Below are 19,828 nucleotides of genomic sequence, written 5' to 3'. Positions count from 1 at the left end.
GTCCTTGAGTGCTCGGGACGAAGTACTTCACTACCTGAAACAACCATGCGACTGAACATTTCAGGTTGTCAAACAAGTGGGTACCCTGAAACCATGGCCACGTCACACCCCTCCCCCCGTCCAGACGCCCTGACGCTCGAGGTCGTCGAACTCATAGGCGAGGCCGTGACCCGCTTCCACGCCGACTACGAGGAGGCCGCCGCCCAGCACGCGCTCACGGGCGCGCAGGCCCGGCTGCTGACTCTCCTGACTCTGGAGCCCCTGCCGATGCGCAGGCTGGCCAAGCGGCTGCGCTGCGAACCGTCGAACGTGACCGGGATCGTGGACCGGCTGGAGGCGCGGGGCCTGGTGGAGCGGCGGCCGGACCCCGGAGACCGGCGGGTGAAGGTGGCGGCGGCGACGGCCGAGGGCCGCCGGGTGGCGCGCGACCTGCGGGATTCCCTGCGGTTCGCCCGGGAACCCCTGGCCGGGCTGTCGGAGGCGGAACGGGTCGCCCTGCGGAACGCGCTGCGGAGGATGCTCACGGAGGGCCCGACGCTGAGCTGACCCTCATCACGCTTCGAACTCGTACCGCAACTCGTAGAGGTGCCCGGCCTTCACCATGACCGTCACCTCGACTGGCCTGCCACCGTCGCCGTGGACCACCCGGAAGGTGCGCAGGACCGGCGTACTGCCGGTGAGGCGGAGGGCCTGATACTGCTCCTGGGTCGGAATCCGCGCGGAGACCCGGTCCACGCTGCGGCGCGCGGGGTGACCCAGTTCCGCCAGCAGCGCGGGTGCACCGCCCTTGATCCGGCGCCGCTCCATGAGCGCCGTGCCCCGGGCGATGTCCAGCGGGTAGTAGCAGTCGACGAGTTCCGCGGGTTCGTCGTCGATCACGAGAATCTGACTGCGCAGCAGTGCCGTGCCGTTCAGAGGGAGACTGAAGGCGGCGCGGACGTCGGCCGGCGGGCGGACCTCCGCGACGTTGCGGAGGACACTGCGGGCGTGGGTGCCGTACTTGGCGGCCTCCGCGAGCCAACGGTCGGCAGTCGTCAGCGCGGCTGGCGAAACCGTGCGCTGGCGGTGCTCGCGGACCGTGACGGAGGCTCCCGCCCTACCGACCGCGAGACCCTCCTCCTTGAGGAGCTGCAACGCTTTCTGCACCGTGGCGTTCGACGCGTCGAACCGCTCCTTGAGTCGCGCCGTCGAGGGAAGGCTCGCACCTGGTGCCAGTTCGCCGCTCATGATGTCGTCGCGCAGATCGGCGGCGATGCGCTCGTGGAGGGAGCGACGGTCGGCGCTTTCCTTTTCTGCCTCGGGCACGGTCATCCGATCTCGATCTGGTAGCGCAGCCTTTGCCGCAGGGCAGGCATCACCATACGATCCACCTGGATCGGGCGATCCTCACGGTCGACCGTCAGCCGGGTGAGCCGCAGGACCGGCTCGTCAGGGGCGGTCTTCAGGGTCCGGCGCTCCTCCTCGTCCGGCATCGCGGCCGTGACGTCCTCGCGCACCAGTACGCCGACGTGGCCGAGTTCAGCGAGCAGGGTGACGGCACCACCGCGGATCTTGGCGGTCCGGGCCAGGGCGGTGCCTTGGGCTACGGCCAGCGGGTAGTACGTGTCGGTCAGCTCGTTCGGCCGCTCGTCGAGGAGGATCAGGCGCCGGCGCACGACGACCGGCTCTCCTTCGGCGATACCGAGCAGGTTCGCGACCTCGGCGGGGGCGGGCACCTCGCCGGCATGCAGGATGCTCTGGGTTCCCCGGCGGCCCTGCGCCTCGGCCTCGGCAGCCCAGGCGTCACCGCGCCCCTTCTCCTGCGGCGTGAGATACGGAAGAGACGTGCTGACCCAGCTACTCGCACTCACAAAGCTCTCCTCGCGGCCGGCACTTGCGCCCATCGGGGGCCAACGTTAGGCGATTTCGCCCATGTGTTCCTCACCATCCTGTCACCTAGCTGCCTTTCGCGAAAAGCGAAAAGGTTGGGTCTCGTCGGACACTCCAACTCCCGGAGGTGGCCCCTCGTGCCCTTGTCGCGGAACCATCGATTCCCGCGCTCGCGCGCCTCGGTGCGCGACGCCCGTGTCTTCGTTCGTCAGGTTCTGACGGACTGGGGTCACACCGATCGGCTGGACGACGTGACACTCTGTGTCTCGGAGTTGGCCACCAACGCGCTCCTCCACGGAGCACCGCCCGGCAGGGAGTACTGCGTTAGCCTCACGCTCGACGGCTCGACGATCCGCCTCGCGGTGCGTGACAGCGGCGACCGGCATCCCGGCATCGATCCCCCGGAGGCCGACTTGGAGGCGTGCTCCGGACGCGGCCTGCGCCTGGCCCGGGAGGTTGCCGACGACATGGGGGTCACACCGGACGTCGTCGGCAAGAGTGTCTGGGTGGTTTTCAAGACCGTGTCGCCGTCCGAGTGTGCCGGGGAGGCTGCCTGCTGACGCACGGACGGGTCTGCCTGGACTTCTCAGTCAGAGACCGGGGACGGCCCGCACGGGGACGGTCCGCGAATACCGCGGCGGCGAAGAGGGTCCAGCGGCGGTGCGAGGTGCCCCCGCTCCCCGTCACCGCCGGGCCCGTTCGCCCCCGGCCGGTTCCCCGGCCGGGGGCGAACGGCAGCGTGCCGGGAGACCTGAGTCCGCGCCGGTGACGTTCCCCATCCCGCTGTGAAGTTCGTGCGGGAGATCCGCCGCCTCCGCGCCGTGGAAACTTGCCGCAACCGTTATGGCCCCACCCCATTGACACCCCGCCCGGCCCTTCCTTACTGTCTCGCCAGCATTTCGAACGAGTGCCGAAATATCGAACACAGCGAGGGGCAACAGCCGTGCGCATCACCGGAATCAGCACGCATGTGGTCGGAACGCCGTGGCGCAACCTGACCTACGTTCAGGTGCACACCGACGAGGGGATCACGGGAGTCGGCGAGACCCGGATGCTGGGGCACACCGACGCCCTGCTCGGCTACCTCAAGGAGGCCGAGACCAACCACATTCTCGGCTCCGACCCGTTCGCTGTCGAGGACCTCGTGAAGCGGATGAAGTACGGCGACTACGGGCGCGCCGGCGAGATCGTGATGTCCGGCATCGCCGTCGTGGAGATGGCCTGCTGGGACATCAAGGGCAAGGCCCTCGGCGTTCCCGTCTGGCAGCTGCTGGGCGGCAAGGTCACCGACAAGGTCAAGGCGTACGCCAACGGCTGGTACACCACGGAGCGGACGCCGGAGGCGTACCACAAGGCCGCCCGGGGGGTCATGGAGCGCGGTTACAAGGCGCTCAAGATCGACCCCTTCGGCACCGGCCACTTCGAGCTCGACCACCAGGAGACCCGGTACGCCGTCTCCCTCATCGAGGCCGTCCGCGACGCCATCGGCCCCGACGCCGAGCTGATGCTGGAGATGCACGGCCGCTTCTCGCCGGCCACCGCGGTGCGGCTGGCCAAGGAGATGGCGCCGTTCAAGCCGGCCTGGCTGGAGGAGCCGGTGCCGCCGGAGAACCTCAAGGCGCTGAGGAAGGTCGCCGAGAAGGTGGACATGCCGGTCGCCACCGGTGAGCGCATCCACGACCGCATCGAGTTCCGCGAGCTCTTCGACGACCAGTCCGTGGACATCATCCAGCCGGACGTCGGCCACATCGGCGGCATCTGGGAGACGCGCAAGCTGGCCGCCACCGCCGAGACCCACTACATGCTCGTGGCCCCGCACAACGTGGGCGGCTCCGTCCTCACCGCCGCGAGCCTCCAGGTCGGCTTCACCTCGCCGAACTTCAAGATCCTGGAGCACTTCAACGACTTCGCGGACGCGGAGATCAAGAAGGTGGTCAAGGGAGCGCCGCAGGTGAACCCGGAGGACGGCTGCTTCCACCTCTCCGACGCCCCGGGTCTCGGGGTCGAGCTGGACGTCGACGCCGCCGCCGAGTTCCCGCAGCAGCGGGCGCACTTCGACCTGTGGGCCGAGGGCTGGGAGAAGCGGAACCCGAAGGACGCCCAGTGAGCACCGCCGTCGTCGTGGAGGCGCCGGGGCGGCACCGTCTGGTGGCGCACGAGCCCCGCGACCCCGGCCCCGGCGAGGCGCTGGTCCGCGTCCACTCCGTCGGCGTCTGCGGCAGCGACCGCGAGGTCTACCAGGGCAACCGTCCGGAAGGGTACGTCCGTTACCCGCTCACGCCCGGCCACGAGTGGTCCGGGACCGTGGAGCGGGTCGGCGCGGGCGTCCCCGAGTCCCTGGCCGGCCGCAAGGTCGTCGGCGAGGGGTTCCGCAACTGCCAGGTCTGCGACCGCTGCCACGCGGGCGAGACGACCCTGTGCACGGCGGGGTACGCGGAGACGGGCTTCACCGAGCCGGGCGCCATGGCGCCCACCCTCACCCTCCCGGCCCGTCTCCTGCACCCCCTGCCGGACGGTGCGGACCTCACCGCCGCCGCCCTCCTGGAGCCGGCCGCCTGCATCGCCGCCGCCGCGCTGAAGGCGAACGCGCGTCCGGGCGAGCGGGTCGCCGTCGTCGGCACGGGCACGCTCGGCATGTTCGCCGTGCAGTTCCTCGCCGCGGGCTCCCCGGCCGAGCTGCTGGTGGTCGGGAGCCGTCCCGACCGGGAGGCGCTGTCCCGGCGGTTCGGCGCGACCGGTTTCCGCACCAAGGACCAGGAGCTCCCCGGCGACTTCGACGTCGTCATCGAGACGGCGGGGTCGGCCGACGCGGCCCGCACCTCCGCCGGGCTGCTGCGGCGCGGCGGCCGCCTGGTGCTGACGGGCATCCCGGCGCCGGGCGCCGCCGGCCTCGACCCGACCGACCTGGTCGTACGGCAGCTGGAGGTGCACACCGTCTTCGGGGCGCCGCCGGACGCCTGGGCGCACACGGTGCGGGTCTTCGGCGCCGGGCTGCTGGACCCGCTGCCGCTGGTGACGCACGAGCTGCAACTCGCCGAGTTCTCCCGCGCTCTGGAGCTGGTGGGTTCCGGCGATCCGAAGGTGGGCAAGGTTCTGCTCCACCCCTAGGCGTACGCCGGTACGGGGGTGACCTGACGGCCCCCGTACCGGCGTACCACCAAGCCCCCGCGCACCATGAGCCGCGAACTTCGTCCGATATACCGAACACTAAGGACAGCTTGTGACCGACCCTTCCACCCCGGCAGCCCGCAAGCCGGGTGAGCCCGCGCTCGCCGCCCTCGGCCTGGCCGCGCCCGCCTCCGACCCCGCCGACGCCTCGCCGCACTCCTTCCCCGGCGGTGGCCGCTGGCGCACCGAGATCCCCTCCTGCGAAGGGCCCGAGGCGCTCGCGGTGGTCCTGAAGGAGTCCTCCCGGCTGGACGTGCCGATCCACCGCATCAGCCAGGGCAGCGGCGTGTGGATGCTGACCGACGCCGAGATCACCGAGATGGTCGAGGCCACCGCCGAGCGGGACATCGAGCTCTGCCTGTTCACCGGCCCGCGCGGCACCTGGGACATCGGCGGCTCCACCCGTACCGACTCCGGCGGCGCGGGCCTGCGGGCGCGCGGCCACGACGCCGTGGCCGGGTGCGTCGAGGACGCGGTCCGGGCGACCGAGCTGGGCGTGAAGTGCCTGCTCGTGGCCGACGAGGGCGTGCTGTGGACGCTGCACCGGGCGCGCGCCGCCGGCATCATCCCCGCCGACACCACGCTGAAGGTGTCGGCGCTGGTGGGCCCGGTCAACCCCGCGTCGTTCGCGGTGTACGAGCGGCTCGGCGCCGACTCGGTCAACGTGCCCAGCGACCTGACGCTCGATCACCTCACGGAGATCCGGCGGGTCTCCGCGGCCCCGATGGACATGTACATCGAGGCGCCGGACGACCTCGGCGGCTATGTGCGCATGTACGAGGTGGCCGAGCTGATCCGGCGCGGGGCGCCGCTCTACCTGAAGTTCGGGCTCGCCAAGGCACCCGGCATCTACCCCTACGGGCACCACATGCGGGAGCTGACGCTGGCCACCGCGAAGGAGCGGGTGCGGCGCGGACGGCTCGCCCTGGACCTGCTGGCGCGGCACGGGGCGGGCGGTGACATGGCCCCGCTCGGCACGCGGCTGCCCGGCTCGCTCAACCGGTTCGACATCTCGTCATAACGTTCCGGAAACGCCCTTCCCAAAACCCGAAACGCCCTTCTCAAGAGTAGACACAGTCGCGCAGAATCGCGCACTACCTGCTTTCGGTCGATCCGCCTTCAGCGTTCCGGCACATTTCGCGGCACCCGACCGAGCCCTGCACCCACATCGAGGATGATGACCATGCCCAACCGCAGAGCCGCACTCGCCGCCATGGCCGCCGCCGCCTCCCTCGCCCTGACCCTGACCGCCTGCGGACAGAACAGCGAGGGCGGCAGCGAGGAGGGCAAGGGCAGCGCCGAGGGCGCCACCATCGGCATCGCGATGCCGACCAAGTCCTCCGAACGCTGGATCGCCGACGGCAACAACGTCAAGCGGGAACTGGAGTCGAAGGGCTACAAGACCACGCTGGTCTACGGCGAGGACGACCCGGACCAGCAGGTCTCGCAGATCGAGAACCTGATCACCCAGGGCGTCAAGGCGCTGATCGTCGCGGCCATCGACAACAAGTCGATGAACAACGTGCTCCAGCAGGCCAAGGACGCCGACATCCCGGTGATCTCCTACGACCGCCTGATCCTCGGCACCGAGAACGTCGACTACTACGCGTCGTTCGACAACGAGAAGGTCGGCGAGCTCCAGGGCACGTACATCGTGGAGAAGCTCGGCCTGAAGGACGGCGGTGAGAAGGGCCCGTTCAACATCGAGCTGTTCGCGGGCTCCAACGACGACAACAACACCCGCTACTTCTTCCAGGGCGCGATGAACGTCCTGAAGCCCTACATCGACAAGAAGCAGCTCGTCGTGCGGTCCGGCCAGACCAGCCTCAACCAGGTCACCACCCTGCGCTGGGACGGCGGCACCGCCCAGAAGCGCATGGACGACATCCTGACCTCGTCCTACAAGACGCAGCGGGTCGACGCGGTGCTCTCGCCGTACGACGGCATCTCCATCGGCATCCTGTCGGCGCTGAAGTCGGACGACTACGGCTCCAAGAGCAAGCCGCTGCCGGTCGTCACCGGGCAGGACGCCGAGGTCGCCTCGATCAAGTCGATCATCGCGGACGAGCAGTCGATGACCGTCTACAAGGACACCCGCCGGCTCGCCCAGGTCTCCGCGAGCATGGTCGACGCCCTGCTCAAGGGCAAGAAGCCCGAGGTCAACGACACCGAGACCTACAACAACGGCGCGAAGGTCGTCCCCGCCTACCTGCTGGAGCCGGTCGCCGTCGACAAGGCCAACTACCGCAAGACGGTCGTCGACTCCGGATACATCAAGGAAAGCGACCTCAACTGACCGCCGGACCCGAGTGATTGGAAGGCACCACCATGGCGGGACCCGTCCTGGAGATGCGCTCGATCGTCAAGACCTTTCCCGGCGTCAAGGCGCTGTCGGACGTCACGCTGACCGTCCGCCAGGGCGAGGTCCACGCCATCTGCGGGGAGAACGGCGCCGGGAAGTCGACCCTGATGAAGGTCCTCTCCGGCGTCCACCCGCACGGCACGTACGAGGGCGAGATCCTCTTCGAGTCGCACCCCTGCGCGTTCAAGGACATCCGGGCCAGCGAGCAGCACGGCATCGTGATCATCCACCAGGAGCTGGCCCTGGTGCCCTATCTGTCCATCGCGGAGAACATCTTCCTCGGCAACGAGCACGCCACCCGCGGGTTCATCGACTGGAACGACACGCTGCGGCACGCCACCGAGCTGCTGCGCCGGGTCGGTCTCGACGAGCACCCCGAGACCCGGGTCGCCGACATCGGGGTCGGCAAGCAGCAGCTCGTGGAGATCGCCAAGGCACTGTCGAAGAAGGTGAAGCTGCTCATCCTCGACGAGCCGACGGCCGCGCTCAACGACGAGGACAGCGGCAAGCTGCTCGATCTCATCCTTCAGCTGAAGGACGAGGGCATCACCTCGATCATCATCTCCCACAAGCTGAACGAGATCCGCCGCGTCGCCGACTCGGTGACGATCCTGCGGGACGGGCGGACCATCGAGACGCTGGACGTGGGGGACCCCGCGACGACCGAGGACCGGATCATCAGCGGAATGGTCGGCCGCGACCTGGAGCACCGCTTCCCGGAGCGGACGCCGCACCAGCCGGAGGAGGGCACCGCCCCCGCCCTGGAGATCCGCAACTGGACCGTGCACCACCCGATCGACCAGCAGCGCAAGGTGGTCGACGACGTCTCCCTCCAGGTGCGGCGCGGGGAGATCGTGGGCATCGCGGGCCTGATGGGCGCCGGCCGCACCGAACTGGCGATGAGCCTCTTCGGCCGCACCTACGGCCGGTACGCGGGCGGCACGGTCCTCAAGGACGGCCGGGAGATCCGCACCAAGACCGTTCCCGAGGCGGTCAGGCACGGGATCGCGTACGTCACCGAGGACCGCAAGCACTACGGCCTGAACCTCATCGACACCATCCACCGCAACATCTCGCTCAGCGCCCTGGGGAAGGTCGCCCGGCGCGGCGTCGTGGACGAACACGAGGAACGCCAGGTCGCCGAGGGCTTCCGCAGGTCCATGAATATCAAGGCGCCGACCGTGTTCGAGCCGGTGGGCAAGCTGTCCGGCGGCAACCAGCAGAAGGTCGTCCTCAGCAAGTGGATCTTCGCGGGTCCGGACGTGCTGATCCTGGACGAGCCGACGCGCGGCATCGACGTGGGCGCGAAGTACGAGATCTACACGGTCATCGACCAACTGGCCGCCCAGGGCAAGGCGGTCGTCTTCATCTCCTCCGAGCTGCCGGAGCTGCTCGGCATGTGCGACCGCATCTACACGATGGCCGCCGGGCGGCTGACCGGTGAGTTCTCGCGGGCCGAGGCCTCGCAGGAAGCGCTGATGCGTCAGATGACGAAGGACAAAGAGGTAACGCGATGAGCACGGATGTGTCCGCCAAGACGCCGGCCCCCGCGCCGGCCGGCAAGGGCGGGTCGGCCGGCGGGGACGGCCTGCTCCACCTGATGCTGGACGGCATGCGCCGCAACATGCGGCAGTACGGCATGCTGTTCGCCCTCGGCCTGATCGTGGCGCTGTTCGCCGTATGGACCGACGGCGACCTGCTGCTGCCGCGCAACGTCTCCAACCTGGTGCTGCAGAACAGCTACATCCTGATCCTGGCGATCGGCATGATGCTGGTCATCATCGCGGGCCACATCGACCTGTCGGTCGGCTCGCTGACGGCGTTCATCGGCTCGATGGCCGCCGTGTTCATGGTCAAACAAGATCTGCCGTGGCCGGTCGCGGTGGTGCTGTGCCTGGCGATGGGCGCGCTGGCCGGCGCCGCGCAGGGCTTCTTCATCGCCTACGGCGGCATACCGTCGTTCATCGTGACCCTGGCGGGCATGCTGGTCTTCCGCGGTCTGACGGAGATCTTCCTGGAGGGCCAGACGCTCGGCCCGTTCCCGGAGGGCCTCCAGAAGGTCGCCAACGGCTTCCTGCCCGAGGTCGGTCCCGAGACGAACTACCACAATCTGACGCTGTTGCTCGGCCTCGCCCTCATCGCCTTCGTCGTCTTCCAGGAGGTCCGCGACCGCAAGCGGCAGCAGGAGTTCGCGCTGGAGGTCCTGCCGGCCAAGCTGTTCGCGCTCAAGCTGGTCGCGCTGGTCGCCGCCGTCCTCGTGGTCACGCTGCTGCTCGCCAGCTACAAGGGCGCCCCGATCGTGCTGCTGGTCCTGGGCGTGCTGCTGGTCGGCTTCGGCTACGTCATGCGCAACGCGATCATCGGCCGCCACATCTACGCCATCGGCGGCAACCTGCCCGCGGCCAAGCTGTCGGGCGTGAAGGACAAGAAGGTCACCTTCCTGGTCTTCCTGAACATGGGCATGCTCGCGGCCCTGGCGGGCCTGGTCTTCGCCGCCCGCTTCAACGCGGCCTCGCCCAAGGCGGGCCTGAACTTCGAGCTGGAGGCGATCGCGGCCTCGTTCATCGGCGGGGCGTCGATGAGCGGCGGCGTCGGCACGGTCCTCGGCGCGATCATCGGCGGTCTGGTCCTGGGCGTGCTGAACAACGGCATGAACCTCGTCGGCATCGGCACCGACTGGCAGCAGGTCATCAAGGGCCTGGTGCTGCTGGCGGCGGTCGGGTTCGACGTGTGGAACAAGCGCAGGGTCGGTTCGTAAGCCCTCCGGGCCCCGCCGGTCGGCGGGGCCCTTCCTTTCGCAGGAGCCGCACATGGAACTGAGCAGACGCACGGTCATCGCGGGCGCCGCCGCGGCGGGACTCGCCGCCGCCACCACGGCCGGCCCCGCACACGCCACGGGAGGCAGGAAGCCGGTGAAGGAACTCTTCGGGAAGCTCGCCGACGGGACGAAGGTCCACCGCTGGTCGCTGGAGAACGGCGGCACGCGGATGAAGGTCCTCTCCTACGGCGGCGTGGTGCAGTCCCTGGAGATCCCCGACCGGCGCGGCCGGTACGCGAACGTCTCGGCGGGCTTCGACAACCTCGACGACTACGTGGCCCGCAGCCCGCACTTCGGCGCGCTGATCGGCCGGTACGGCAACCGCATCGCCAAGGGCCGCTTCACCCTGGACGGCACGACGTACCAGCTCTCCGTCAACGACGGCGAGAACTCCCTGCACGGCGGCGCCCTCGGCTTCGACTACCGGGTGTGGGACGTCGAGCCGTTCACCGAGGGCTCCGACGTCGGCCTCCGCCTGCGCTACACCAGCGCCGACGGCGAGATGGGCTACCCGGGCACGCTGAAGACGAAGGTGACGTACACCCTGACCCGGCGGGGCGACTGGCGCATCGACTACGAGGCCACCACCGACAAGGCCACCGTCGTCAACCTCACCAGCCACGTCTACTGGAACCTGGCCGGTGAGGGCAGCGGCACGATCGAGGACCACGAGCTGTCGATCGCCGCCTCCCGCTTCACGCCCACCGACGCGGGCCTGATCCCCACCGGCGCGCTGGCGAAGGTCGCGGGCACCCCGTTCGACTTCCGCCGGGCCAAGCCGGTCGGCCGGGACATCCGCGCCGGGCACCCGCAACTGGTCCTGGCCAAGGGCTTCGACCACAACTGGGTGCTGGACAAGGGCATCACCGCCCGTCCCGAGCACATCGCCACCCTGCGCGACCCGTCCTCCGGCCGCACCCTGCGGATCGCCACCGACCAGCCGGGCCTTCAGTTCTACTCCGGCAACTTCCTCGACGGCACCCTGACCGGCCCCGGTGGCTCCGTCTACCGGCAGGGCGACGCCCTGTGCCTGGAGACCCAGCACTTCCCGGACTCCCCGAACCAGCCGTCGTTCCCCTCGACCGTGCTGCGTCCGGGGCAGACGTACCGTTCGACGACGGTGCACACGTTCGACGCCTGAGTCCCGGCCCGCACCGGCCGAACGGCCCGGCCTCCGCCCGTCGGGCGGGGGCCGGGCCGTTCACGCGCGGCGGCTCACCCGGGGGTCAGCCGCCACTGCTGGCAGGCGTTGTTCAGCCACGACCACTGCCGTACGTCCGCGGAGTCGGCGGTGGAGCAGTCGGCGACGTCGGCCACCTTGCCGGTGGCCTGGTTGACGATGCGGACGTGGCCGCCGTCCGTGGCCAGGAACCGGAACCGCTGGCAGGTGTTGTCCAGCCAGGACCACTGGCGCAGGTCGGCACCGTCGGCGGCCGAGCAGTCGGCGGTGTCCAGGACCTTGCCGGTGGCCACGTTGACCAGCCGGTGGGTGTCGTCGCCCAGATCCTCGACGCGCCACCGCTGGTTGGCTCCCCCGTTGCAGGTGTACTGCCGCACGTCGGCGCCGTCGGCGGCCGAGCCGCCGGTGACGTCGAGGCACTTGCCGCTGTTGCGGTTGACGACCGTGTACGCCGCGGAGGCGGAGGCGGGCTCGCCCGACGGCCCGGCCATGGCCGCCCCCAGCCGGGCGGGCGTGCCGAAGTTCGGCGTGCCGTCGGCGTTCCAGGTGAACTTCTGCGCCCGGGTGGTCCGGCCGTTGTCGCAGCCGTCCGAGACCGCGTCGTTGGCGTGGTAGACGATCCAGTTTTCGGTGCCGTCCGGCGAGGTGAAGAAGCCGTTGTGGCCCGGCCCGTACACCCCGCCCGCGTCGCTGCGCTGGAAGACGGGGGTGGACCTCTTGGTCCAGGAGGAGGCGGACGTCGGGCTGGAACCGGTCAGTTCCAGCCGGCCCAGCTTGTAGTCGGGCGTCCAGCAGCCGCTCGCCGAGTAGACCAGGAAGGTCCTGCCTCCTCGCTGGAGGATCTCCGGGCCCTCGTTGACCGGGGCACCCGAGCGTTCCCAGTCGTACGTCGGCGTGGAGATCGTGGAGAAGGAGGAGCTCACCGTGTACGGATTTGACATGCGCGCGGCAACGATGTTCTGCGTCCCGTTGTGCACGCTGCCGAAGAGGTGGAGCTGACCGTTGATGGTGGCCACGGTCGGGTCAAGCATCCAGGCGGAGTTGAGCTGCCCCCGGTAGGTGTAGGGCCCCAGCGGGTCGGACCCGGCGCTCTCCAGGACATGGCTGCGCTGCGTCGGGTTGTAGTCGGCCACGTTCTGCCCGGCGACGTAGTACAGGTACCAGCGGCCGCCCAGGAAGTGCAGTTCGGGGGCCCAGATGTTGCAGCAGCGCGAGGCGGCGTCGCCCCGCCACACCTGCACGCCGGGCGCGGTGGCGAGCCCGGCGAGGGTGGGCGCCTTGCGGATGGTGATGACGTCGGTCCAGCTCGTCGTCACCAGGTAGTAGTTGCCGTCGTGGTAGGCGATCCAGGGATCGGCGCCCTTGTGGGCCTTGACGGGGTTGGTGAAGGAGGCCGCGGTCGCGGAGGGCTGTCCCAGCGACAGGGCGAGCACCAGCGCGGCCAGCAGGGTCAGTAGGCGACGGGCCATCCGCTGCTCCAGTTCAGGAGATTGATGCCGAGCTTGGGCGTGCCGTTGTCGTTGCCGTCGTAGTAGTGGTAGACGATCAGGTCGCCGTCGACGTCGTTCATGATCGACTGTCCGCCGGGGCCGATGACACTCCCGTGCGACTCCAGGACGGGCGTGCCCCCGTTGTTCATCATCGACACGCCGTTCTTGTCGCGGTACGGGCCGGTGACGCTGGTGGCCCGGCCCACCTTGACCTTGTACGTCGAGCTGGTCCCGTTGCAGCAGGTGTCGTACGAGGCGAAGAGGTAGTAGTACCCGTTGCGCTTGACGATGAAGGGAGCCTCGACCGCCTTGGTGCCGGTCGGACGGGAGGCGAGCGAGTACCGCGTGGTGTCGGAGGCGAGCTGCTTCCCGGTGGACGGGTCGATCCGGATCATCTTGATCCCGGTCCACCAGCTGCCGAAGGACAGCCACCACTTGCCGTCGTCGTCGACGAAGAGGTTGGGGTCGATGGCGTTGTAGTCGCTGGAGGAGCTGGAGGTGTAGACGATGCCGTAGTCGGTCCAGCTGCCCGGCTTTCCGGTGGACGAACCGGCCAGCCCGATGGCCGAGGTGTTGGAGCCGAAGGACGAGACGGAGTAGTACATCAGGTACTTGCCGCCGTGGTACGAGATGTCGGGCGCCCACGCCTCGGGGACGGTGGAGTAGCGCGACCACCAGCTCGGCCGGGAGGCGAAGGCGTCGGCTCCGGCGGAGAAGGCGGTGCGGTCGGCCGAGGTCTTGTGGGCGATGCCGCCGCCGGTGGCGTAGAGCAGGTACTGCCCCGAGGAGGTGCGGATCATCGTCGGGTCGTGCGTGACCACGGACCCGGTGACCCGGCCCGGGTTCGGGTACGCGGAAGCGGTGCTCGGCAGCAGGGCGAGCACGGCGGCGGTCGGGAGGGCGAGGAAGGCGGTTCTCTTGCGGCTCATGCGGCTCATGGGGAGTCTTCCGTTCGTGATTTCGAACACTGGTCGCCACTTCGGACCGGGAACGTAGAATCGAACTTCTTGCGCGTCAACGGTCCGCGCAGCTTCAGCGGCCGATGGCTGAAAATCGCCCCTCCGCGCGCCTCCAGGACGACCCCGTCGCGGTCCCCCTCGTTGAAGGTGGTCCTCATGTGACCCGGGCGGGTTCCGCTGTGGACAATGGCCCCGCACAAGATCGACGCCGGCGCGCACCGCGGCGGAACAGGCAGGAGGAGGCGCTCCCTTGGCGCTCAGCAGACGTATCTTCGGCGGTCTCGCCGGCACCGCCGTCCTCGGCCTGGCACTCGGCGGCAGCAGCGGGGCCGCGCCCCGCTCCGGCGGCTTCCCCGCCGTGCCCACCGGTGAGCCGCCCGCCCCGCCGGCCGCGGACGGGGCGCGCCACGAGGTCCGGCTGGACGGGCACGCGCTGCTGGTCGACGGCCGGCGCCTGGCGCTGTGGCCCGGCGAGATGCACCCCTTCCGGCTGCCCAGTCCGTCGCTGTGGCGGGACGTGCTGGAGAAGATGCGCGCCTACGGCCACAACGCGGTGAGCGTCCCCGTCCCGTGGAACGTCCACTCCCCCGCGCCCGGCCGCCACGACTTCACCGGCGTGCGCGACCTGGACCTCTTCCTGCGGACCGCCGCCGCGTGCCGGCTGTACGTGATCCTGCGGCCCGGCCCCTACCTGGGCGCGGACCTGGACGCGGGCGGCCTGCCGGGCTGGCTGACCGCGGCCCGGGGCCGGGCGCGGACCACCGACCCGGCCTATCTGCGGCACGCCGACGCGTGGCTGGCCCGCGTCCACGCCATCGCCGTCCGGCACCTGTACACGTCCGGCCACGGCACGGTCCTGCTCTACCAGGTGGAGGACGCCTCCGGCACCGCCGACGCCGACGCCTACACCGCCCACCTGCGCGCCAGGGCCCGCGCCGACGGCATCGACGTCCCCCTGGTGAGCGGGTACGCCGGGGTCCCGGCGGCACACGGTGCCGCCGGGGTGCGGCGGCTCGCTCTGGCCCGCCTCGCCGAGGGGACCGCGCCGCCCGTCCCGCTGCCGGCGTTCGGCGGCACCTCCTGGGGCTGGCTGGCCGCGCCGGGTGCCCCCGCGTCATACGACCGCGGGGCGGCCCTGGACGCGGGGCGGCAGCCGGGCGAGGGGCTGGCCGCCACGCACCAGATCGGCCATCTTCTGCGGCACGTACCGGACTTCGCCCGGCTGGAGCCGGCGGCGCGGGTGCGCGCGGCCGACGAGCGGCTGGCCGTCTCCCACCTGGCCAACCCCGACACCGGCACCCATGTGTACGTGGTGCGCAACGACTCCGGCGCCGACGTCTCCTCGACGCTGCCGGGCACCGGTGTCGACCTGCCCGTCACCGTCCCGGCCGGTGACGCCCGACTGCTGGTCACGGGCCTGTCGCTGGGCGGGCGGCGGAAGCTCGCGTACTCCACCGCGCAGCCGATGGTGTTCCTGTCCACCGGACGGCGGGACATCGCCGTGTTCACCGGGGCGCGCGGCCGGATGGCGCACGTCGTGCTGGACTGCCCGGACGATCCGCGGCCGTACCTACTGGACGACGAGGCCGCGTGGGCGTACGACCGCGGCCGGCTGCATGTGACGGCGCCGCTCGGCGACGGCGGGCTGACCCGGGTGCGGATCGACGGCGGCGGCTCCGGCCGGCCCCTGCTGCTGCTCTTCGCCGACGACGCGACCTCGCTGCGGCTGTGGCCGTGCCAGACGCCGTCGGGCCCGCTCCTCGTGCAGGGCCCAACCCTGGTGCGGTCCGCCTTCGTGGAGGGCGGCACGGTCCGCCTCACCGGCGACATGACCGAGGAGAACGGACTGGAGGTGTGGGGGCCGCGCGGCGTCACGGGCGTGAGCTGGAACGGCACCGCGCTGCCCGTCCGCACCGGCCGCTCCGGCAGCCTGACGGCCCGGCGGCCGCTGCCCGGCGCGCCGCACGTGGTGCTGCCCGCGCTCGGCGGCTGGCGGCGCCGGACGGAGAACCCGGAGTCCGCCCCCGGCTTCGACGACTCGGACTGGACGGCGGCGACGCGGACCACGTCGTTCAGCACGACACCCGTGCCCGACGCCCAGCCCGTCCTCTTCGCCGACGACTACGGCTACCACTACGGCGACGTCTGGTACCGGGGCCGTCTGACCGGCGCGGCCGGCCTGACGTCGGTGTCCCTCGCCTACCGCACCGGCTCCGGCGGGCTGCTGATGGCCTGGCTGGACGGGGAGCCGCTCGGCACCCACCGGATGCCGCCGCCGGAGGAGAACCCGGCGGGGAAGGACACCTGGGCGGCGACGGCCCGCTTGCGCCTGCCGGCCGCGCTGCGCGAGCGGCTGCGGGACCGGCGGCGCGCCGCCCCCGTCCTGTCCGTCCTGGTCCGGCGGACCGCGCACGCCCAGGACGCCGCCGCCCGGGACACCCACAAGGCGGCGCGCGGCCTGACGGGCGCCTTCTTCCAGGGGGCGTCGCCGGAGGTGCGGTGGCGGCTGCGCGGCGCGAACGCCCCCGACCCCGTGCGCGGACCGCTCAACAACGGCGGCCTGTACGGCGAACGGCACGGCTGGCACCTGCCGGGGTACGACGACGGCGGCTGGGAGGAGGCCGGGTTCCCGCGCGGCGACCGGCGCCAGGGCGTGTGCTGGTACCGGACCGCGTTCCGGCTGTCCGTCCCCCGCGACGTCGACGCCTCGGTCGGCCTGGTCCTCGACGACGATCCCGGCCGCGCCTACCGCGTCCAGGTCTTCCTGAACGGCTGGAACATGGGCGAGTACGTCAACGACGCCGGGCCGCGGCAACCCGTCGCCCTGCCGAACGGCATCCTGCGCACCCGGGGCGCCAACACCCTCGCGCTGGCCGTCCTCGCCGACGGGACGACACCGAGCGGACCGGGCGAGGTGCGCCTCACGCTGCTGGGCGCGGCGGCGGGCGGGGTGCCGGTGACACCGGTGGACTCCCCCGGCCGGTGAGGCCCGGCCTGACGCGTGCCCGGTGGCGTCAGGCCAGGTCGCGCAGGGTCTCGCCGAGCACGGCCACCCCTTCGGTGATGACCCCGGGCGGGGTGGCCGCGTAGCCGAGGACGAGGCCGGGGCGGCCCGCCGTCTGCCGGTGCCACGACAGCGGCTGGCACTTCACGCCCCGGGCGAGCGCGGCGGCGGCCAGCTCCGTGTCGGGTACCTCGGGCGGGTAGGTGACCGTCAGGTGCAGGCCGGCCGCGGCGCCGTGCACGACCGCGCCCGGCAGGTGCGCGGCGAGGGCGGTGATCATGGCGTCGCGGCGCCGCCGGTGGCGCCCGCGCAGCAGCCGCAGATGCCGTTCCAGGGCGCCGGATTCCATCAGCCGGGCCAGCACCAGCTGCGGCAGCACGGCGTTGCCCAGGTCGGTGAAGCGCTTGGCCTCGGTCAGCGCCTCCCGGTGCCGGGGCGGCGGCACCATCCAGCCGATCCGCAGCGCGGGCGCGAGCAGCTTGGAGACGCTGCCCAGGTAGCAGACCCGGTCGGCCAGCAGCGCCCGCAGCGCGGGCACCGGCGGCCGGTCGTAGCGGTGCTCCGCGTCGTAGTCGTCCTCCAGGATCAGCCCGCCCTCCCGCGCCCAGCCCAGCAGCGCGCGGCGGCGCTCCCCGCTCGTCACGACGCCGGTGGGGAACTGGTGGGCGGGGGTGAGCAGCACCGCGCGGGCGCCGGTGGCCCGCAACGCGTCCACGCGCACACCGGCGTCGTCGACCGGTACGGGCGGGGTGGCCAGGCCCCCGTTGGCCAGATGCTGACGGGTCCCCAGCGAACCGGGGTCCTCCACCGCGACGCGGTCGACGCCGTCGGCCCGCAGCACGGGGTGCAGCAGGGTGAGGGCCTGCGCGGTGCCCGCGACGATCAGCAGCTCGTCCGGCTCCACCCGGATGCCCCGGCCGCGGGCCAGCCAGCCGGCGACGGCCCGGCGCAGCCGGGCATCGCCCCGGGGGTCGCCGTACCCGAGGTTCTCGGCGGACAGGTCGGCGAGCACCTCCCGTTCGGCGCGCAGCCAGGCCGTGCGGGGGAAGGCGGCGAGGTCGGGCCGGCCGGGGGTGAAGTCCACGCGGGCGGGGGCGGCGCGCAGCGCGTCGAAGACGGCGGCGTCCGGCACGCCCGCGAACAGCGGTGGGGACGCGGCCGGGCGGGTCGGCGCGGGGGAGGCGGGCGGCCGGGCGGGCGCGGGGACGACCGGTGCCGCGAGGACCACCGTGCCGCCGCGGCGGCGCCCCTGGACGTGCCCTTCCTCGGCGAGGCGCCGGTACGCCTCGGTCACCACCCCGCGCGAGACGCGCAGTTCCGCGGCGAGCACCCGGGTGGGCGGCAGCCTGCTGCCCACCGCGAGCCGGCCGTCGGCCACCGCCTGCCGCAGCCGCCGGGCCAGCCAGTCCGCCTTGCCTCCGGCGGGCGCGTCACGCGGGTCGAGCTGCAAGAAGTCGGAACCGGCGGCGACGACGCCCGTATCCCCCTCGTTCATCGGGCCCATGGTGCCATCGTCACGGGCGCCTGCGCGCCGCGGGGAGCGGGGGGCGGGCCGCGGGGACGAGAAAGCGGCCCCCGAGGTGAATCGGGGGCCGCTCAGGATGAGACACGACGCATCACGTCTGTCCCGTGCCCGGGAAAGCGGCCGATGCGGCGGCTTTCCCGGCCGGGGTCAGCGGTAGTCGGCCTTCTTGAGGAAGAGGTTGGCCTCGGAGACCTTGTCGGACTCGTCCACGTAGGTGAACTCGGTCTTCTTCTCCTCCTTGTAGTTCTCGGAGCAGTCGATGTTGTTGTTCGCCGACGACAGGATCGGGATGTCGATGACCTCGATGGTGTCGCAGCTCAGGACCTGCTGGTCGCCGCTGGCGAACTTCGACGAGTCGTCGTCGCTGGCGGAAGCCGTGCCGGCCACGCCACCGGTCAGGGCCAGCGCGGCGAAGGTGCAGGCGAGCGCCTTCTTGATAGCCATGTGTGGAGTCTCCTCTTGACTGGGGTTTGCTTCGAATGTCGAGGGCAAAAAGCTCGTCGAGAGCATCATGCATTCGACAGTGACGCCGCGGCCAGTTGGACACAGCCAGTTTTCGACTGCGCTCCCGGCGTGGCTATTCATGCAACGGAATCCCTACCCCGGGGGTGTTGCTCCGACAGAGTGAAACCACGTCACCGGGACTGGATGCGAGAACTGACGCCCCGGCTTTTTGGTTCCTTTGAGGGACCCTCGGCGGCGTGGCGCCGACAGGGCGGCAAAGCGGGGCGGTAGAGCGAGCGCGAGCCGAACGGCGGACCAGTCAGAAAAACGTACTCGGACATGAGTTGGCACGCCGGTCCGCTCACGGGGAAGGCGCTCCGGGATTCCGTCGTGCCGGGACATCCGGCGCACTATGATGCGGCCGCAGCAAGACGGGATCAGCGTAAACCTCTTGTCGTATCGCGGACTTGAGGTGGGAGCGGCAGGCCGGCCCTCGCGCTCGCCGTGCGCGATCCCTCGGCGCCCGTCACGGCGACCACTTCCGCGAACCGCACCCTACCCAGACAGGACCGAATGTGATTTCGAGCGCCCGCCTCGCCTTTGTCTCGCTGTGCGTGCTCCCCCTGGCGGCTCTGCACAGCGGAACTGCCCAAGCGCACGACGAGACCGAGCAGTATGCCGTGTACTACGTGAACAACACCCAGATCCTCTCCTGCCTGAACATCCAGGTACTCAATGTGCCGATCACGTCCCTCTCGCAAACCAGCATCGACTGCTCTAAAAATTACAAGGAGCAAGTAGCAACGACTGCGACGCGCCCATAGGGAGTTCATCCCTTTGGAGCAACACCGGCCGGACTCCGGTTTCGTTGTATGAGTAGTCGCGCCGACAATCGCGGTTGAGAATGAATCGTCAGCCGCAACCGCGTGGCCACCCCGAGCGCGGGTGCTGTCCCCCAGCGGGACACGCCTGCCTTGCATTGAATACAGCCCCACTCAAAAGGAGACCC

At 70.9% G+C, this 19,828-nt stretch carries 17 protein-coding genes; 11 read left to right on the top strand and 6 right to left on the bottom strand.

From position 1 onward, the window contains the following. Positions 1-93 precede the first annotated feature (93 nt). The gene (locus AB0L74_RS00980; RefSeq protein ID WP_365644006.1) at positions 94-546 is read left to right on the top strand and encodes a MarR family transcriptional regulator; all 453 of its coding nucleotides are present in this window, start codon (positions 94-96) and stop codon (positions 544-546) included. Positions 547-552: 6 nt separating this feature from the next. On the opposite strand, the gene AB0L74_RS00975 is transcribed toward AB0L74_RS00980, so the two are convergent. Together AB0L74_RS00975 and AB0L74_RS00970 are read right to left on the bottom strand one after the other, a co-directional pair. Next, positions 553-1,311, bottom strand: coding sequence for a GntR family transcriptional regulator (locus AB0L74_RS00975; protein WP_365644003.1), 759 nt, complete (start codon positions 1,309-1,311; stop codon positions 553-555). Beyond that, a complete protein-coding gene (locus AB0L74_RS00970) occupies positions 1,308-1,850 on the bottom strand; it encodes a UTRA domain-containing protein (protein ID WP_365644000.1) in 543 nt (180 codons plus the stop codon). Before AB0L74_RS00970 ends, AB0L74_RS00975 begins: the two co-directional genes overlap by 4 nt. Before the next feature lie 156 nt (positions 1,851-2,006). Here AB0L74_RS00970 and AB0L74_RS00965 point away from each other — a divergent pair, with 156 nt between their 5' ends. The 8 genes from AB0L74_RS00965 to AB0L74_RS00930 all read left to right on the top strand — a co-directional run bounded on the left by AB0L74_RS00965 (position 2,007) and on the right by AB0L74_RS00930 (position 11,358). Then, positions 2,007-2,429 (top strand): ATP-binding protein, encoded by a 423-nt coding sequence (locus tag AB0L74_RS00965; protein ID WP_365643997.1) that lies wholly within the window; start codon positions 2,007-2,009, stop codon positions 2,427-2,429. A gap of 383 nt (positions 2,430-2,812) precedes the next feature. Next, entirely contained in the window at positions 2,813-3,976 is a 1,164-nt protein-coding gene (locus AB0L74_RS00960) for a mandelate racemase/muconate lactonizing enzyme family protein (RefSeq protein ID WP_365643994.1), read from the top strand. Then, positions 3,973-4,977 (top strand): alcohol dehydrogenase catalytic domain-containing protein, encoded by a 1,005-nt coding sequence (locus AB0L74_RS00955; RefSeq protein ID WP_365643992.1) that lies wholly within the window; start codon positions 3,973-3,975, stop codon positions 4,975-4,977. Before AB0L74_RS00960 ends, AB0L74_RS00955 begins: the two co-directional genes overlap by 4 nt. Positions 4,978-5,089: 112 nt before the next feature. Next, positions 5,090-6,058 (top strand): hypothetical protein, encoded by a 969-nt coding sequence (locus AB0L74_RS00950; RefSeq protein ID WP_365643989.1) that lies wholly within the window; start codon positions 5,090-5,092, stop codon positions 6,056-6,058. Between the two features lie 162 nt (positions 6,059-6,220). Continuing rightward, on the top strand, positions 6,221-7,333 hold the full coding sequence (chvE, locus tag AB0L74_RS00945; RefSeq protein WP_365643986.1) for a multiple monosaccharide ABC transporter substrate-binding protein: 1,113 nt from the start codon (positions 6,221-6,223) through the stop codon (positions 7,331-7,333). 32 nt (positions 7,334-7,365) lie between these two features. After that, positions 7,366-8,916, top strand: coding sequence for a multiple monosaccharide ABC transporter ATP-binding protein (mmsA, locus tag AB0L74_RS00940; RefSeq protein WP_365643984.1), 1,551 nt, complete (start codon positions 7,366-7,368; stop codon positions 8,914-8,916). Beyond that, entirely contained in the window at positions 8,913-10,157 is a 1,245-nt protein-coding gene (gene mmsB / locus AB0L74_RS00935; protein ID WP_365643981.1) for a multiple monosaccharide ABC transporter permease, read from the top strand. Before mmsA ends, mmsB begins: the two co-directional genes overlap by 4 nt. A 52-nt stretch (positions 10,158-10,209) precedes the next feature. Next, positions 10,210-11,358, top strand: a complete 1,149-nt coding sequence (locus AB0L74_RS00930) for an aldose epimerase family protein (protein WP_365643978.1) — start codon at positions 10,210-10,212, stop codon at positions 11,356-11,358. Between the two features lie 74 nt (positions 11,359-11,432). Here the strand turns inward: AB0L74_RS00930 and AB0L74_RS00925 are convergent, their stop codons facing one another. Together AB0L74_RS00925 and AB0L74_RS00920 are read right to left on the bottom strand one after the other, a co-directional pair. Further along, complete coding sequence (locus AB0L74_RS00925; protein ID WP_365643975.1) at positions 11,433-12,866, bottom strand: family 43 glycosylhydrolase; 1,434 nt, start codon at positions 12,864-12,866, stop codon at positions 11,433-11,435. Beyond that, positions 12,848-13,816 carry an arabinan endo-1,5-alpha-L-arabinosidase gene (locus AB0L74_RS00920; RefSeq protein WP_365643972.1) on the bottom strand — a complete coding sequence of 323 codons (969 nt, stop codon included), beginning with the start codon at positions 13,814-13,816 and terminating at the stop codon, positions 12,848-12,850. The genes AB0L74_RS00925 and AB0L74_RS00920 overlap by 19 nt, the downstream gene beginning before the upstream one ends. Before the next feature lie 280 nt (positions 13,817-14,096). Here AB0L74_RS00920 and AB0L74_RS00915 point away from each other — a divergent pair, with 280 nt between their 5' ends. Beyond that, the gene (locus AB0L74_RS00915) at positions 14,097-16,832 is read left to right on the top strand and encodes a beta-galactosidase (RefSeq protein WP_365643969.1); all 2,736 of its coding nucleotides are present in this window, start codon (positions 14,097-14,099) and stop codon (positions 16,830-16,832) included. Between the two features lie 28 nt (positions 16,833-16,860). Here the strand turns inward: AB0L74_RS00915 and AB0L74_RS00910 are convergent, their stop codons facing one another. Both AB0L74_RS00910 and AB0L74_RS00905 read right to left on the bottom strand, forming a co-directional pair. Further along, positions 16,861-18,354, bottom strand: coding sequence for a PLP-dependent aminotransferase family protein (locus AB0L74_RS00910; protein ID WP_365643966.1), 1,494 nt, complete (start codon positions 18,352-18,354; stop codon positions 16,861-16,863). A 168-nt stretch (positions 18,355-18,522) separates the two neighbouring features. Next, a complete protein-coding gene (locus AB0L74_RS00905) occupies positions 18,523-18,819 on the bottom strand; it encodes a hypothetical protein (protein WP_365643963.1) in 297 nt (98 codons plus the stop codon). A 575-nt stretch (positions 18,820-19,394) separates the two neighbouring features. Here AB0L74_RS00905 and AB0L74_RS00900 point away from each other — a divergent pair. After that, entirely contained in the window at positions 19,395-19,643 is a 249-nt protein-coding gene (locus AB0L74_RS00900; RefSeq protein ID WP_365643960.1) for a hypothetical protein, read from the top strand. Positions 19,644-19,828: the final 185 nt, after the last annotated feature.

This window comes from Streptomyces sp. NPDC052020, assembly GCF_040680575.1.
Classification (GTDB): domain Bacteria; phylum Actinomycetota; class Actinomycetes; order Streptomycetales; family Streptomycetaceae; genus Streptomyces.
This window is presented reverse-complemented; position numbering and strand designations above follow the sequence as displayed.

What these genes read in the sequence shown, in the direction of transcription:
- AB0L74_RS00980 (WP_365644006.1), top strand. Translation starts at nt 94, where the DNA reads ATGGCCACGTCACACCCCTCCCCCCGTCCAGACGCCCTGACGCTCGAG.
- AB0L74_RS00910 (WP_365643966.1), bottom strand. Translation starts at nt 18,354, where the DNA reads ATGGGCCCGATGAACGAGGGGGATACGGGCGTCGTCGCCGCCGGTTCC.
- mmsA (WP_365643984.1), top strand. Translation starts at nt 7,366, where the DNA reads ATGGCGGGACCCGTCCTGGAGATGCGCTCGATCGTCAAGACCTTTCCC.
- AB0L74_RS00920 (WP_365643972.1), bottom strand. Translation starts at nt 13,816, where the DNA reads ATGAGCCGCAAGAGAACCGCCTTCCTCGCCCTCCCGACCGCCGCCGTG.
- AB0L74_RS00905 (WP_365643963.1), bottom strand. Translation starts at nt 18,819, where the DNA reads ATGGCTATCAAGAAGGCGCTCGCCTGCACCTTCGCCGCGCTGGCCCTG.
- mmsB (WP_365643981.1), top strand. Translation starts at nt 8,913, where the DNA reads ATGAGCACGGATGTGTCCGCCAAGACGCCGGCCCCCGCGCCGGCCGGC.
- AB0L74_RS00975 (WP_365644003.1), bottom strand. Translation starts at nt 1,311, where the DNA reads ATGACCGTGCCCGAGGCAGAAAAGGAAAGCGCCGACCGTCGCTCCCTC.
- AB0L74_RS00930 (WP_365643978.1), top strand. Translation starts at nt 10,210, where the DNA reads ATGGAACTGAGCAGACGCACGGTCATCGCGGGCGCCGCCGCGGCGGGA.
- chvE (WP_365643986.1), top strand. Translation starts at nt 6,221, where the DNA reads ATGCCCAACCGCAGAGCCGCACTCGCCGCCATGGCCGCCGCCGCCTCC.
- AB0L74_RS00925 (WP_365643975.1), bottom strand. Translation starts at nt 12,866, where the DNA reads ATGGCCCGTCGCCTACTGACCCTGCTGGCCGCGCTGGTGCTCGCCCTG.